Source organism: Streptomyces fructofermentans (assembly GCF_014651055.1).
Lineage (GTDB): Bacteria > Actinomycetota > Actinomycetes > Streptomycetales > Streptomycetaceae > Streptomyces > Streptomyces fructofermentans.
This window is the reverse complement of sequence record NZ_BMWD01000026.1, coordinates 46,807-60,452: the sequence shown is the minus strand read 5'-3', so window position 1 is coordinate 60,452 and position 13,646 is coordinate 46,807. Positions and strand designations below refer to the sequence as shown.

Annotated in this window: 11 protein-coding genes; 4 read left to right on the top strand and 7 right to left on the bottom strand. The window is 74.2% G+C overall.

Translation table 11 applies throughout. The features are described 5' to 3' along the window. Positions 1 to 36: 36 nt before the first annotated feature. Together IE265_RS29490 and IE265_RS29485 are read left to right on the top strand one after the other, a co-directional pair. A complete protein-coding gene (locus IE265_RS29490) occupies positions 37 to 945 on the top strand; it encodes an SRPBCC family protein (protein WP_190038779.1) in 909 nt (302 codons plus the stop codon). Positions 946 to 1,093: 148 nt separating this feature from the next. Then, a complete protein-coding gene (locus tag IE265_RS29485; RefSeq protein ID WP_190038778.1) occupies positions 1,094 to 1,627 on the top strand; it encodes a GNAT family N-acetyltransferase in 534 nt (177 codons plus the stop codon). Positions 1,628 to 1,890: 263 nt separating this feature from the next. Here the strand turns inward: IE265_RS29485 and IE265_RS29480 are convergent, their stop codons facing one another. After that, positions 1,891 to 3,537, bottom strand: coding sequence for an alkaline phosphatase D family protein (locus IE265_RS29480; RefSeq protein ID WP_190038777.1), 1,647 nt, complete (start codon positions 3,535 to 3,537; stop codon positions 1,891 to 1,893). 897 nt (positions 3,538 to 4,434) lie between these two features. On the opposite strand from IE265_RS29480, the gene IE265_RS29475 reads away from it, so the two are divergent. Next, positions 4,435 to 5,082, top strand: coding sequence for a DUF4360 domain-containing protein (locus IE265_RS29475; protein ID WP_190038776.1), 648 nt, complete (start codon positions 4,435 to 4,437; stop codon positions 5,080 to 5,082). A 448-nt stretch (positions 5,083 to 5,530) separates the two neighbouring features. Here IE265_RS29475 and IE265_RS29470 read toward each other — a convergent pair whose 3' ends face one another. After that, positions 5,531 to 6,052 carry a bifunctional DNA primase/polymerase gene (locus IE265_RS29470; RefSeq protein WP_190038775.1) on the bottom strand — a complete coding sequence of 174 codons (522 nt, stop codon included), beginning with the start codon at positions 6,050 to 6,052 and terminating at the stop codon, positions 5,531 to 5,533. 226 nt (positions 6,053 to 6,278) lie between these two features. Here IE265_RS29470 and IE265_RS29465 point away from each other — a divergent pair, with 226 nt between their 5' ends. Continuing rightward, positions 6,279 to 6,449, top strand: coding sequence for a hypothetical protein (locus IE265_RS29465; protein WP_190038774.1), 171 nt, complete (start codon positions 6,279 to 6,281; stop codon positions 6,447 to 6,449). Between the two features lie 42 nt (positions 6,450 to 6,491). On the opposite strand, the gene IE265_RS29460 is transcribed toward IE265_RS29465, so the two are convergent. The 5 genes from IE265_RS29460 to IE265_RS29440 form a co-directional block, all read right to left on the bottom strand. After that, a complete protein-coding gene (locus tag IE265_RS29460) occupies positions 6,492 to 7,775 on the bottom strand; it encodes an alpha-glucoside ABC transporter substrate-binding protein (RefSeq protein ID WP_308434828.1) in 1,284 nt (427 codons plus the stop codon). Then, entirely contained in the window at positions 7,772 to 8,986 is a 1,215-nt protein-coding gene (locus tag IE265_RS29455; RefSeq protein WP_229916684.1) for a GlnX family signal transduction membrane protein, read from the bottom strand. The genes IE265_RS29460 and IE265_RS29455 overlap by 4 nt, the downstream gene beginning before the upstream one ends. Continuing rightward, positions 8,983 to 11,289 carry a serine/threonine protein kinase gene (locus tag IE265_RS29450; protein ID WP_190038773.1) on the bottom strand — a complete coding sequence of 769 codons (2,307 nt, stop codon included), beginning with the start codon at positions 11,287 to 11,289 and terminating at the stop codon, positions 8,983 to 8,985. The genes IE265_RS29455 and IE265_RS29450 overlap by 4 nt, the downstream gene beginning before the upstream one ends. Before the next feature lie 169 nt (positions 11,290 to 11,458). Next, positions 11,459 to 11,824 (bottom strand): cupin domain-containing protein, encoded by a 366-nt coding sequence (locus IE265_RS29445; RefSeq protein WP_190038772.1) that lies wholly within the window; start codon positions 11,822 to 11,824, stop codon positions 11,459 to 11,461. 147 nt (positions 11,825 to 11,971) lie between these two features. Then, a complete protein-coding gene (locus tag IE265_RS29440; protein WP_190038771.1) occupies positions 11,972 to 13,471 on the bottom strand; it encodes a metallophosphoesterase family protein in 1,500 nt (499 codons plus the stop codon). Between the last annotated feature and the right edge of the window lie 175 nt (positions 13,472 to 13,646).

The following is a 13,646-nucleotide window of genomic DNA, read 5'->3' as shown; positions in this document are numbered from 1 at the left end:
GACGCCCCGCCCGGCCGTGCCCATCGTGTGTCCGTCATGGACTTCACCAACGAGTTCCGAGTCAACCTGCCCGCCGACCGGGCCTGGGCCCTGCTGACGGACGTGGAGCGGATCGCCCCGTGCATGCCCGGCGCCCAGCTCACCGGGGTGGACGGCGAGGCCTACAACGGGATCGTGAAGGTGCGGGTCGGCCCCATGACCGTCCAGTACAAGGGCGTCGTCTCCTTCGAGGAGAAGGACGACGAGGGACGCACGGCGGTCCTGCACGCCCGGGGCCGCGACACCCGCGGCCAGGGCAACGCCGACGCCCGGGTCACCGCCGTGCTGGTGCCGGACGGCGACGGCACGCGCGTCACCGTGGACACGCGGTTGACCATCACGGGCAGGATCGCGCAGTTCGGGCGCGGGGTGATCCAGGAGGTCAGTGGGAAACTGCTGGCGCAGTTCGTCGACAACCTGGAGGAGCAGCTCGCGGACGAGCGGCGCCGGGACCGGGCCGACGAGCAGGCCCCGACGCAGCCGGAGCCGCAACCGGAGCCGGTCCGGGTTCGGGAGCCGGAGGCCGAACCCGAAGCGGCACCGGCACCGGCAGCGGCAGAGGAACCGGCACCGGAAGCCGGTACGGAATCGCCTCTCGGTCCGGGAACGGCGGGCCCGGGTCCCGGGCAGGAGCGCGCACCCGCGGCCCCAGCACCCGCGGCACCCGAAACCGGACCCGTCGGGGGCGTGCCCGCGACGGGTGCCGACGGCGCGGGCGGTCCGGCCCCGTCGTCCGGCGGCGCACGGCCCGGGCGGGCCCCGTTGGCCCCCCACGCGCCGGGCGCGGCCGAGCCGGAGCCCTTGGACCTGATGAGCGTCGCCCGGGGCGCGGTCCTCAAGCGGGCGCTTCCGGTGGCGGTCGCCCTGGTCGTGCTCGTGGTCGTCCTGGTCGTCTGGCTCGCCTGACCACGCGCCCCCACCCGTGCCGCAGGTCCGGTGTCCCGCGGCGCCGCGGGACCGCGCCGGGACCCGCCGGCCCGGCCGTCCGGGGGGTCCGGCGGGCCGCGGTCGAACGGCATTCGCTTTGCGGCCCCGGTATCGGCAGGATGAGGGGATGAGTGAGATCCGTACACCCCGTCTCGTGCTGCGCCGCTGGCAGGACGACGACCTGGTGCCCCTGTCCGAGATCCAGGCCGACCCCGTGGTGATGCGGTGGATCGGCGACGGCAAGCCCCGTTCCCTGGAGCAGACCGCCGAGGACATCGAGGCCTGGGAGGAGGAGTGGGACGACGAGGGCTTCGGGATCTTCGCCGTCGAACTGCTCGGCTCCGGGGAACTGATCGGAGCGGTCGGGCTGTACGCGCCCGACTCGCAGCCCGAGGTGGCGGGCGAGGTCGCGATCGGCTGGCGGCTTGCACCGGTGTTCTGGGGCCAGGGGTACGCCTCCGAGGCGGCGCACGCGGCCCTGGAGTTCGCCCTGCAGGACCGCGGCATCTCCCGTGTCGTCGCGCTGTGCCGCATCGGCGACACCGCGTCGGCGAACGTCCTGCGCAAGCTGGACATGCACGCGGAGGGTGCCACGGAGGACCCGGTCCTCGGATACGACCTGCGGATCTTCGGCATCGACCTGACGCAGTTCCAGGGCTGACCCGCGCAGGCGCCGGGCCGCCGCGGGAGAAGGAGTGGCGCGGGCGCCGGACTGCCGCGGACGAGGGACCGCAGCGGGTGTCGGACCCGTGAGGGCAGGGACCCGGCGAGCGGAGGGCCCGACCGACCGGCGGGGCGTCGTTCCCGCGCTCTCCCCGCCCGCCGCCGCGCCGGGAGCGCGCGGCGGTTCACGTCGGGTTCGGCGCGGCCGGTGTCCCCCCGGAGCGGCGCCCCCGCGCACGGGACGGCGGCGCCGCGCGGGCTCTACCCGGGCTTGAGCCCGGGGTTGCCCGCCTCGGTGACGAAGGAGGCGGCGGTCGTTACGGGCGCGCCCGGGGTGGTGACGGCCGAGACGGTCCGGAAGTCCGCCCTGGCCGCCTCCTGCGTCAGATCGATCCGCACATAGCCGCGCTGCCCGTTGTAGAACCTCATGTGCGGGTTGGCCGCCAGGTAGGTGGCCCAGTTGGCGGGCCTCGCGGCGCCGTTCCTGCCGCTGGCCACCGAGGTGGCGACGATCTCCGTGCCCAGGGTCCTGGACGAGGGGTCGTCGAAGTCGTGCTTGATGTCGAAGGCGTAGCCCACGTGCACGTCGCCGGTGAGCACCATCAGGTTCTCGATCCCTGCCGCGCGGGCTCCATCGAGGACCCGTCCGCGCGAGGCGCGATAGCCGTCCCAGGCGTCCATCGACATCCTGGCTCCCGCACCCAGGTCCAGCTTCCGCTGGGAGAAGCAGACCTGCTGGGGCATCACGTTCCAGCGCGCGTCCGAGGTCTGCCAGCCGTCGAGCAGCCAGCGCTCCTGGGCGGCGCCGGTCATGGTGCGCGCCGGATCGTCCGACTCCGGGCCGGGCGCCTGCAGCCTGTCCCCGTACGCCTGGTCGGAGCGGTACTGGCGGGTGTCGAGGACGTCGAACTGGGCCAGGGAGCCCCAGTGCAGCCGGCGGTACAGCAGGGCGTCGGGGCCGACGGGCAGTTGGGAGGCCCGCAGCGGCTGGTTCTCCCAGTGGGCGCGGTAGGCGGCGGCGCGCCGCAGCAGGAACTCCCCCGGGGGGCTGCCGTTCTCGTCGGTGCCGGCCGCGTAGTTGTTCTCCGTCTCGTGGTCGTCCCATGTGATCACGAAGGGGTGCGCGGCGTGCACGGCCCGGAGGTCGGGGTCGCTGCGGTAGAGGGCGTACCGCAGGCGGTAGTCCTCCAGCGTCACCGTCTCGCGGTTGAAGTGGGCGGGCAGTACGCGGTCCGTGTAGGCGCGGGCGCCGCCGGCGGAGTCGACCGGGTACTCGTAGAGGTAGTCGCCGAGGTGGAACACCACGTCGACGTCGTCCCCCGCGAGGTGCCGGTGGGCCGTGAAGTAGCCGTCGTGGTAGGCCTGGCAGGAGACGGCGGCGAAGGACAGGCCGCTGACCGCGCTGCTGGTCGCGGGGGCCGTGCGGGTGCGGCCCGCCGGACTGATCCACGTGCCGGCCCTGAAGCGGTAGTGGTAGACGCGGCCGGGAGTCAGCCCGTCGACCTCCACGTGCAGGGTGTGGTGGGTCTCGGGGTGCGCCTCGGCCGTCCCGCGCCGCACGACCCTGCTGAACTGCTCGTCGTCCGCCACTTCCCAGTCGACGACGACGCGTTGCTGCCCCAGCCCGCCGTCCGGCTCGTACGGGGCGGGGGCGAGCCGGGTCCACAGCAGGACGGACTCGGGCCACGGATCGCTGGAGGCGACCCCGAGCGTGAACGGATCGACGGTGATCCGGGCCGCGTCGAGTTCGGCGGCGCTCGCCGCTCCCGTGGAGGGCAACTGCGTGCCGAAGGCGAGGGCGGCGGCCGCCGCGGTGAAGCCGAGGAGGCGTCGGCGCGCGATGTGCCGTGCGGCGGACCGCAGTTCGGGTGCGTGCGGCGATGGCGGTCTGTGGCGGCCTGGGGTCACGGGGCCTTCCCCTCACGGTGCTGGCACGGGCTGCGGGCGGACGGGTGACGGCCCCCGGGACCCCTCGGAGCGCGCGGCGGTGGCGCCGTCGAGTGCCGTCGCAGGGCGTCGGATCGGTGGGGCGTCCGACGGGCGCAAGAGACGGAAGGGACGGAAGGGACGCAGGACGACGAGAGCCGAAGGAGGCCTGGGGGCGACGGAAGCCGAAGGGGGACGGAGTGCGACGGAGGTTCTGGTGACGGCCGCGCTCGACGGATGCGGGTCGGCGGACGCGGGGCCGACGGGGACGCTGAAACGGACTGCGTCCGACCGAATGTGGCGGACTTGTGCATGGTAATCATCGGAAGATCACAATCACGGCAGGCGCGACCGCCGTCCCGCACGCGGCGCGACCCCTTTCCGGGCTCCGTGCGGCGCGGTGGACCCGCCCCCGGGCGCGCCCGTCGCCCCGCTCCCGGGCGCCGCGGACGCCCACCGTTCGCGGGGCGGCGGGGCCGGGCGGGGGAGTCGGGAACGGTTCGACATCCTGGACGGGTGACGGCTGTTCGGCCGTGGCCGGGTGTCCGGCCGGCGCTCGTCGCTCCGCCGCGGGGGCCGGGGAGGAGGGGCTGCGTCCGGGTCGGGTCGGCGGGGTGGCCGGAGTGCGAATGGCCGGAGTTCGCCCTGGCTGCGGTCGGCCCGCGTACATACGATTCGAGCGCTCCCGGTCTTCACGGCACCTTCACAAGACCAGGGGCATATGCACGTGTCATTGACATGCGCATGCTCAAAATGGCTCCACGCTGATCCACGGCATGTGGTCCGCGACGGTTCTCCGCCCAGGCGGAGGCCGCACCCCCCATTTCGCGGCGGGCCCGTTCCCGCCGCCGGAACACCGACGCAACGGATTGGAGCACCATGGCTGGTGGGCTGCTCATGAGCGGCGCGATCGCCGCCCTGTTCGCCACCGCACTTCCCGGGGACCCGTCCTCCGGGATCGTCGACCCGCCCCCGGACAGGATCGTCATCAAGGTCGCCACGGTGAACGGCTCCGGCTGTCCCGCGGGCACCGCCGCCGTCGCGGTGTCGCCGGACAACACGGCGTTCACCGTGACCTACAGCAACTACCTCGCGCAGGTCGGCGGCAACGCCGACCCCACCGCGTTCCGCAAGAACTGCCAGCTGAACCTGATCGTCCACGTGCCGCAGGGCTTCACCTACGCCATCGCCAGCGCCGACTACCGAGGCTTCGCCTCGCTCCAGGCGGGGGCGAGCAGCACCGAGAAGGCCTCGTACTACTTCCAGGGCTCGTCGAACACGGCCTCCATCACGCATCCGTTCAGGGGTCCGTACGACGACAACTGGCAGGCCACGGACACCACGGACTGGGCGCAGCTCGTGTGGGCGCCCTGCGGCGTGCAGCGCAACTTCAACATCAACACCGAACTCCGGGTCAACGCCGGGACCTCCGCCCCCGGCAGCTCCAGCTTCATGACCATGGACTCGACCGACGGTGACATCAGCACCGTCTACCACCTGGCATGGAAGGAGTGCCCCGGCGCCTGACCGGACCCCCTCGGCCGGTTCCTCCGCACCGGAGCCGGCCGAGGGCACGTGCCCCGTGCGGGGTGCTGTCCGCCGTGGCGCCGGTCGCGGCGGGCCGTCTCCCGTCCGGGGTGCGCACGGGACACCGTCCGGCGCGGTCGTCTCGTCCGATCAGAACATGGCCCCGAAAGGGGGGCGTACGGTCGCCCGATCCGGTGTCCTCGCGGGCGAGGGCGTACCACCGGCGCGTGAGCCCCGTTGCACGGTCATGCGCTGCACACTCGTCATGGACAGGCCCTTTCCGGACCGCGCGGGCCGGCAGGGGCCGCCTGTCGCTCCGGCGGTCGTCGGGCGCCCGGGGGCCGACGCACCGGTCCGTCCCCGGGCCCGCCGGTCGCCGGGCGCGCCCGGTGCCGCGTCGGCCCTCCCTCCCGGAGCGGCCGGACCCGTCGCCGGCGGGCGCGGTGACTCAGTGGAGGCCGCCGACGACCGGGCCGGGAGGGGCCGCGCCGCCGCCCGTCCGGGAGCGCCCGCCGTTCACCAGCTCGGAGAGCATCCCGACGGCCTGGTGGAGTGCCACCTCCAGTGCGGTCGGCAGGTGCAGCGTGCCCTGCCCGTCGGGAGGAACGAGCCAGCGCAGTGGGCCGTTCGTCCGGCGCGGCGAGGGCGCGGCGACCCAGGAGCCCCTGCCCGAGTAGCGGATGTCCTGGCCGACCCAGTAGCTCTCGGGGTCGGGCGGCAGGAAGAAGCCGATCCGGTGCGCGCCGAAGTCCGCGAGCGTGGGGCCGGGCATCGGGAGGGGCAGGCGCAGGAGGGCGTCGAGGGCCAGGAGCCCGATCTCCTCGGGCACGTTGAGGACGTCCCAGAACCGGCCGGCGGGAAGCAGCACGGCCCCGCTGGTGCCGTGCTCCCACTCCCGTTTGCAGGCGCGCGGGTCCGTCGCGGCCGCCGCGAGCCACTCCACGGCCTGCTGGTGAGGAGCGCTTCTCATGTCTCTCCTGTTCGACCCGGCCCACCGGACCCGGCGTCCCGTGCGGGCGGCACGGCGGACCCGGCGGCGGACGCGGGTCCGTGCGAAATCGCGAGGCGATGCCCGGAGTCATATTCGTAGATATATCTATTCCACGGAAGGGGTGGCGCGGCGCGGCGTTTTGTCCGTTGAACACCTGTATCTCACGTGACAGTGCGATTCGTTCATCCGGGAGAGGGGAGGCGTCGTGACGACCGCCGTCGACTCGCTGGTCCAATTCGTCCGCAGGTGCTGCCGAGGCGTGCCCGGACGGGCACGCGTTCCGCGCGGGGATCCACTGCTCTCCCTGGTCAGGACCGCGCAGAGCCTGCGGTACGGGGCCGGGGAGTTCCTGGGCCCGCCGGACGACGACGACTGAGCGGGCGCGCGGGAACGCCCGAGGGCCCGATGGGCCGGACGGTCATCCGCCGGGGCTCGCGCAGATGTCCTCCGGCGGCCGGAACGAGCGGGTGGCGCCGGACACCTTGTCCACCTCGACCCGTACGGTGTCCAACTGCTCAAGCAGCGAGGTCAGGTGCGCCTCGGAGGAGTCGCGGAAGAAGGCGAGGACGGCCCGGTGGAAGGCGTCCCGCAGCTCCGGCGGCATCACGTCCGAGGCGTCGAAGCACAGGGTGCGGGCACGCGAGGTGAGCAGTGCGTCGATCTCCCGCTCGACCGGGCTCACGGGCTCCGTCGGCGGCAGTCCGGTCGTGGTGGGGAACAGCGGGCGCACCGCCGGATCGGCCTCGGCCCGCCAGCGCTGCCGCCCCACCGGACCGGACAGCCGCTCCACGAGTTCCTGCGCCGCCGGGTCGTCGCTGAATACGGCGGCCATGTCGCCCGACACCTCGAACGCCCCGCGGTACTCGGCCCGACCGTCGAGGTACCGGGCGGACGGCTCCACCCGGACGTCCTCGCCCGCGTACAGGTAGCGGATGAACGCGCTCTGGTGCTCGTGAGTGCAGTCGAACCCCGGGGAGTCCAGCAGGCCGCGCGGACCCCCGGGCCCGGACACGCCCTCGTACGAAGTGGTCAGGGACCGCTCCACCGGTGCCCCCGGGCCCTCGCGCAGGAGCCGTGCCCAGGTCGTCCAGGCCCGCCGGACGGCGGGATCACGCCAACCGAGCCTGCTCGTGGCCCACTCGCTGTAGAGGGTGGGGCCCGCCTGGTGGAGCAGGATGTCCTCGACCCAGTCGGTGCCCGGCCAGCCCGAGGTGGCCTGCGAGGCGAGCCCCACGCACCAGGAGGGGTCCTCGCCCGACGCCCCCTCCCTGCTCCACACCAGGCTCTTCAGGTCCACCTTGAGCGGCACCCAGAACGAGCGGAGCCTGCCGTCCACGAGCAGCGTCGGGGCCCAGGGCCGGTACGCGCGGGTGGCGGTCTCCGCGGCGAGCGGCCTGAGCCTGCCGCGGCGGGCGTACTCGGTGAGTTCGCCGATGCTGTTGAGGATCGCGACGTCGGGCGGGGTGTCCGCCTCGAGCTGCGAGACGAGCGTCTCGCGCAGCGAGCGGGTGCCCTCGTACGTGTACGTCCTGCCGGTGCCGTCGTCCAGCCGGGTCAGGGCCGCCTCGAAGGCCTCGCCCTCCGCGCCGGTCCACGGACCCAGCACGACGAGCGGGTCGGGGGAGCCCGGCGCGCACGCGGGGACGAGGGGCAGCAGACAGGCCGCCAGCAGGGCGCGCAGCGCACGGCTCATACGACTCATACGGCGGCTCCCGGCCGGGCGACCACGAGGTACTCGCGCCGGTAGGCGTGCAGGCTGCCGCCGACGAGACCGGCGCACACCAGGCCGGCGGGGAACACGAACGGGGCGACGCCGTCCAGGAAGGCGAGCCGCCCCTCGTCCAGTTCCTCGTCCACCCGGTCCCCGAGCACCGCGACGGCCCACGGGTCCGGACCGTCGAAGGGCCGCTCCTCGGCGATCGTCTCCGTCGCCGGGGAGGTGCGGTGGGCGAGCGCGTCGGCCACCGGGACGGCCGCCGCCCGCGCGTGCTGGGCGAGCAGCGCGTCGGCGGTCAGCAACGGGACGGCGAGCAGCGGCAGCGCGGCGGCCGCGAGCGGAAGGCTGAGCCGGATCCTGAAGCGGCGGCGCAGGAAGGACACCGTGCGCCACAGCCCGCCGGTGAACAGGACGAGGGCGGTCGCGCCCGTCGCCGCGGCCGCCGGCACGCCCGTCCCCCAGTCCGCACGCCCGGCGAGCCGCTCGCCCAGGTGCCGTTCGAGCAGGGAGACCCGGTCGACGATCGCGGTCGCCCCCGCCCCCGTGCCGGGCCGACAGGACGGGTCGCGGTCCCGGGCGTCGGGCGCGGCGACCGGCGCCGAACAGAGCATGCTGCGCGCGTACGTCAGCTCCGCGTCCCGCAGCACGGGATCACCCGCGTGCCCCTGGGCCCGGCCGATCCAGCCCGTGTAGTCCACGACCAGCGCCGACACCACCCGCAGCTCCTGCTCCTCGGCCACGGTCAGCGCCCCGCTGCGCGAGACCTGGTTCAGGCTCTGCGTCGCCCGGGCGACGCGCGTGCGGTAGCGCTCGCCGAGTCCGCTGATCCCGGCCGTGCGGCCGTCGGCGAGGTTGCGCACGGCCTCACCGTGCGCGATGAACAACGACGCCCGGGCGTTGGCGAGTTGGACCAGCGCGGGCGCCAGCCGGTCGCGCACCTGGGCCGTGTCGTCCCGCCCGTCCGCGTACGCCCATCCCAGCGATCCGAACGCCACCACGGAGAGCAGGGGCAGCGCGACGAGCCGGTCCCGCAGGTACACCCGGTTGCGGCTGCCGGCCGTCGACGGCCACGCGTACCGCCGGACCCGGCGGGCCAGTTCGGCGACGACGACTCCGGCCGCGCGCACCGCGCGCGGGAGGCGGACCGGCGCCGGGGAGGCACCCGCCGGGCGGCGCCGCCGCATCGCCCGGCTCACTCGCGGACCGTTCTGTCGCTCCTGGCGGCGGACGGCGCGTGGGCGACCGCCCGGAGCCAGGCCGACAGTCGCCCGCCGAACCACGGGCTGTCCCTGCGGTGCCGGAGGGCGAGCGGCCTGACCGCGTACGCGCGGTCGAGCAGGGTCTCGGCGACCGCCGCGTTCTCGGAGGACGCCGACCTCGCCGCCTGGTGCGCGAGGACGACGTACAGGCGGGACAGCTCCCGGCGGAGCCCCTGCTCGTCCGACGGCAGGCCGAGACGCGGATCGGCGCCCGCCGCCAGCGCCGCCAGGCCGCGCGCGTCGAGGACCCCGCGCCCGTAGGCGCCCCGCACGGTCTCCCACACCTCCGCCGTGATCCGGACCCGGGCCTGCTCGTCCGTCAGCCCGTTCGCGTGGAAGAGGCGGGAGAGCCGCTCCAGCACCTCGCGCAGCCGCTCGGACACCTCGTCGGGGTGGCCGGCGGTCCGTACGTGCTCGACGCCGACCCGCACGGCCGCGGTCCGGGCCGCCGTCCGGTGCCGGGAGTGCTGCGGGACCGCGTCCAGTGCCCGTACGGCCTCGTCCCTGGCCCGTTCCCCGCCGAGCGCGAGCCGGGCCCGGACCGCGCCGAACGCCGCGCTGCCCAGCGACGGATTGCGCAGCCGGACCGCCTCGTAGAAGGTCAGCGCCTCCTGCCACCGCTCCAGCCGTTCGGCGCAGAAGCCGAGGGCGAGCTTCGGCGCGTATTCGCCGGGAATGGCCGCGAACACCGCGTCGAAGTGCTCCCGCGCGCGGGGTACGCGATCCCGCCCGAGAGCGAGCAGTCCCCGGTGCCAGTGGATGCGCCAGTCGTACGGGACGCGGCCCGGTCCGATCAGCGCCTCCGCCGAACGCAGCTCCCGCTCGGCGGCGTCCGGACCGCCCCCGGCGCGGGATCTCAACCGCAGCCGGCAGCGGAGCAGATGGACTTCGGGCGAGTCGCGCCAGTCGGCGGTGTGCTGGAGCAGGGCCTCGGGAGCCGCGTCGGTCAGCCGGCTCAGCTCCGCGTGCAGTTCGTCGTGCGGATCGGGCCGGGGCACCGGCAGCCGCTGTGCGACCTCGGCCGGCGACGGCGGCGCGTACGGCGGCGGGGCGTCCGGCACGGCCCAGCGCGCGGGGTGCGGCGCGGAGCCGAGCTCCGCGTCGAGCGCGTACGGCGACCGGGAGAAGATCGGGGACGGCTCGAAGGTCTCCACCCCGGTCCGCAGCGACCGCAACTCCCGGAAGACACCCCGCAGTTGCTCCTCCATCTCGCGTGCGGTGGCGAACCGCTCGACCCGCTCGGCCCGAGTCGCGCGGTGCAGCACCCGGGCGAGGGAGACCAGTCCGAGACCGCGGGGAGCGGGAGCCGTCATCGCGGGCGCCAGCGGGGCGCCCGGGTCCTCGGGCTCCTCGGGCCGGCCGATCGTGTCGAGGCCGCCGAGCCGCGCCAGGTCGTCGGGCGTGCGGCCGAGGCCGCTGAGGCGCCGCAGTGTCTCGCCGAGGCTGTACAGGTCGTCCTGGCCGGTGGACTCACCGTCGGGTCCCGCGGTCGGGGCGCGGAACCCCTCCGTGGTGTGACCGGGCAGACCGGCCGGCCTGACGCTGCCCACGTCGATGATCTTCGTCGTGGTGCCGTCGTGCATGACGTTGTCCGGCTTGAGGTCGCCGTAGACCCGGCCGGGCCGGTCGGAGTGCAGATAGCCGAGCGCGGCCAGGATGCGCACGCCGTAGGCGAGGACGAACTCGTGGAAGCGGCCTCCGCCGAACTCGTCGGGGTTCACGCGGGCCCGCGCCCTGACCTCCTCCAGGGTCAGCCCGTCCACGTACTGGAGGACGAGGAAGTCACCCAGTTCCTCGTGGTGCCCGTAGTTGAAGACGCGGATGATGTCGTCGTGGCCGAGGTCGACCAGCGCCCGCCGCTCCCGCGCGAGCGCGCCGGACGAGGACGCCGCCTGTTCCGGGTGCAGGACCTTGATGGCGACCTCGCGGTTGTCGACCCGCGTGTCCAGGGCCAGGTAGACCTCGCCCATGCCGCCGTAGCCCAGCGGGCGGATCAACCGGTACTGCCCCGCCAGCAACTGCCCTGACGGCAAGGGGAGTTCGTCGGGTGCGCTACCGCGGTTGGCCGCGCGCTCCAGCAGGGTGATGGAGGGCAGGAGCGAGGGGTCCGCGCTCTCCTCGGGCAACTCGACGCGCGCGGCCCGCAGCAGGGCCGGCTGCGCGGCGACGACCAGGGGCCCGAACGACGCACTGGACTCGGACGGCCGACCGGCGGACCCGCTGCGCTCAACCCCCTCCATGGCTCCTCAGGGTAGACGCGCGGGGCGTGAATGGCGCCCTGCGGAGGGGGAGTTGCTGTGTCCGGATGGCTTCACGCCGCCGAGGCGCCGTCCCGATCCGGGCCGGGCGGACCCGGACGAGGAGGGCTCCTGCCGTCCGTGCCGGGCGCCCCGGGGCGGACCGGCGGCCTCAGGAACCCGAGGCCTTCGCGTAGTCCTGGGCCATGCCTCCGGCGAAGTCGTACACCACGACCTGCTCGTCGCCGACCACCCAGGCGTCGTGGCCCGGAGGGCAGACGAAGATGTCGCCCGGGCCCACCTCGTTCTCGCCGCCGTCGTCCATGCGCAGGCGCATCCGGCCCTGCACGACGAAGCCGTTGTGGTGGATCATGCAGCTCTCGGTCCCCGCGATCGGGCCGACCGACTCCGACCAGCGCCAGCCCGGTTCGAACGTGCCCACGGCGAAGTCGAGCCCGGTGAGGTGGACGGCTTCGAGGTGGCCGCGAGGGAAGTCACGCCGCTCGTCCGGCTTGTCGACCGTCTTGACCTCGATCATGACGGCTCCCTCCAATCTGGTGTCGCACAGTGCTTCAGGAGGCCGGTGGATGCCGTCCCGCGTCCACGGCCGACCCCGTGCCGGACCCCTCCACTCCATCGTCTGCCTGTCCACCCGGCGGCGCCAATCGGGTGAACGGGCGTCCCGTCACCGCAACGGGACGACGACCTCGTCCTCCACCGGCGGGTCCACCTCCTGCGCCCTGTTCCCGGTGGCGGAGAAGCAGCGCAGCCGTACGGAGTCCGGGGACACGTCCAGACGCAGGAAGCTCTTGAAGAAGGGCGGACTGCCGGTCGCGGAGCCCGGCGAGAAGAGCTGCGTGTACACCTTGCGCACGGGCAGCCTCAGCCGGGAGGCGCGATCGGGGCGACCGCCGGCCCCCAGCAGGGAGGCGACGATCCGGATGCGCCGGGTCACCGCGGCGGCGCCGCCCCCGGCCCGGGTGGGACGGACCCCGAGCCGCGCGGCCACCACCGCGGTCGCCTCGCTCTCCGTGAGGGTGAAGAACCGCCGCAGCCTCAGCCGCCGTCCGTAGAGACCGCTGTAGAAGGCCAGCGAGTCGCCGCGCAGCGGGTAGCAGCGGAAGTCGCCCTCGGTGACTCCGGCGACGGAGACCCGGGGAATGGTGTGGGTGGCGTGCATGAACGCCCCGCTGCCGCCCGCGACCACGTACTGGATCGTGCGGTCGCCGACGCGCACCGGATAGCGCTGGTAGTTGTGGATGTCCCCGCCCACCGCGGCGACGTAGTGGTGGTCCGGGTCGCGCACGATCTCGTCGACCGTGCCGCCGCCGTCGATCGGGCACGGGTGGTGCTCGCCGTCCACGTACAGGGGGGAGCCGGTGACGAGGATCTTGGGGCGGTCCCCGGCGGACACCTCGCGGAGCCATCTGCCCTGCTCGGCGTCGATCGTGCCGAGGAGGCCGGTGTCGATGCCGATGACGCGTATCGGACCGGCGTCGACGGCCCAGTAGGGGCCCGGCTGGACGGCCTGCTGGGCGGGGTCGGAGCGCAACTTCCGTGTCTCGGCCAGGTGTTGCCCGTCCTGCGGGCGCGGGGTGTGCCACAGCAGCGACCGCAGCCAGGCGGGGGTGAACCGCCGCGGTGCGGGAGCCGGGGGGAGCGGCGGGGCGTCGCAGAAGACCTCCATGAACCCCTGGAGGTCTTCGTACCAGTCGTGGTTGCCGGGTATCGCGTAGATGGGCGCCCGGTAGTCCTGGTACGGCTGGAAGAACTTCGTGCCGTAGTCGTCGGCGCTGCCCACCGGGTAGACGACGTCACTGGCGAGCACGGTGAACCGCGTGTCCTGACCGACCTTCAGAAAGCCCGGCACGACGGCGTACTGGGGCTCGTAGCCCTCCCCGGTGTCCCCGAGGACCATGAACGAGAAGTGGTCGGGGTCGTCGCGCACGATCAGCTTGTCGGCGGGTGCTCCGGCGGCCGCCGCCTGCTCCACCCACCGGTCCCGGGTGCGCCCCGTGGGATCGCCGAACCAGGAGGCCAGCACGCCGTTGCGGGCGGGCCACATCGTCCTCGGGTTCAGCCACGAGAGCCTTTCGACCCGGGCCGGCATCAAGTGCCGGTAGACGCCGGGTTCCGTACCGCCCCAGCCGGCGCCCGCTGCGGTGTCACGTGAGGAGTCAGGCATTGGTGAACGGTAACAACGATCTCCCGGCGCGCGTCCCGCGCCCCGTCCGGACCGCCCGCCGGAAGGGGCGACTTCGGTCCGGGGCCGGACCCCCGGCGGTGCGGGCGGCGGGCCTGCCGCGCGCCACGCGCGGTCGTCCGGCGCCGCTGCGGGCGGAGCGGTCTGCGCCGTCGGC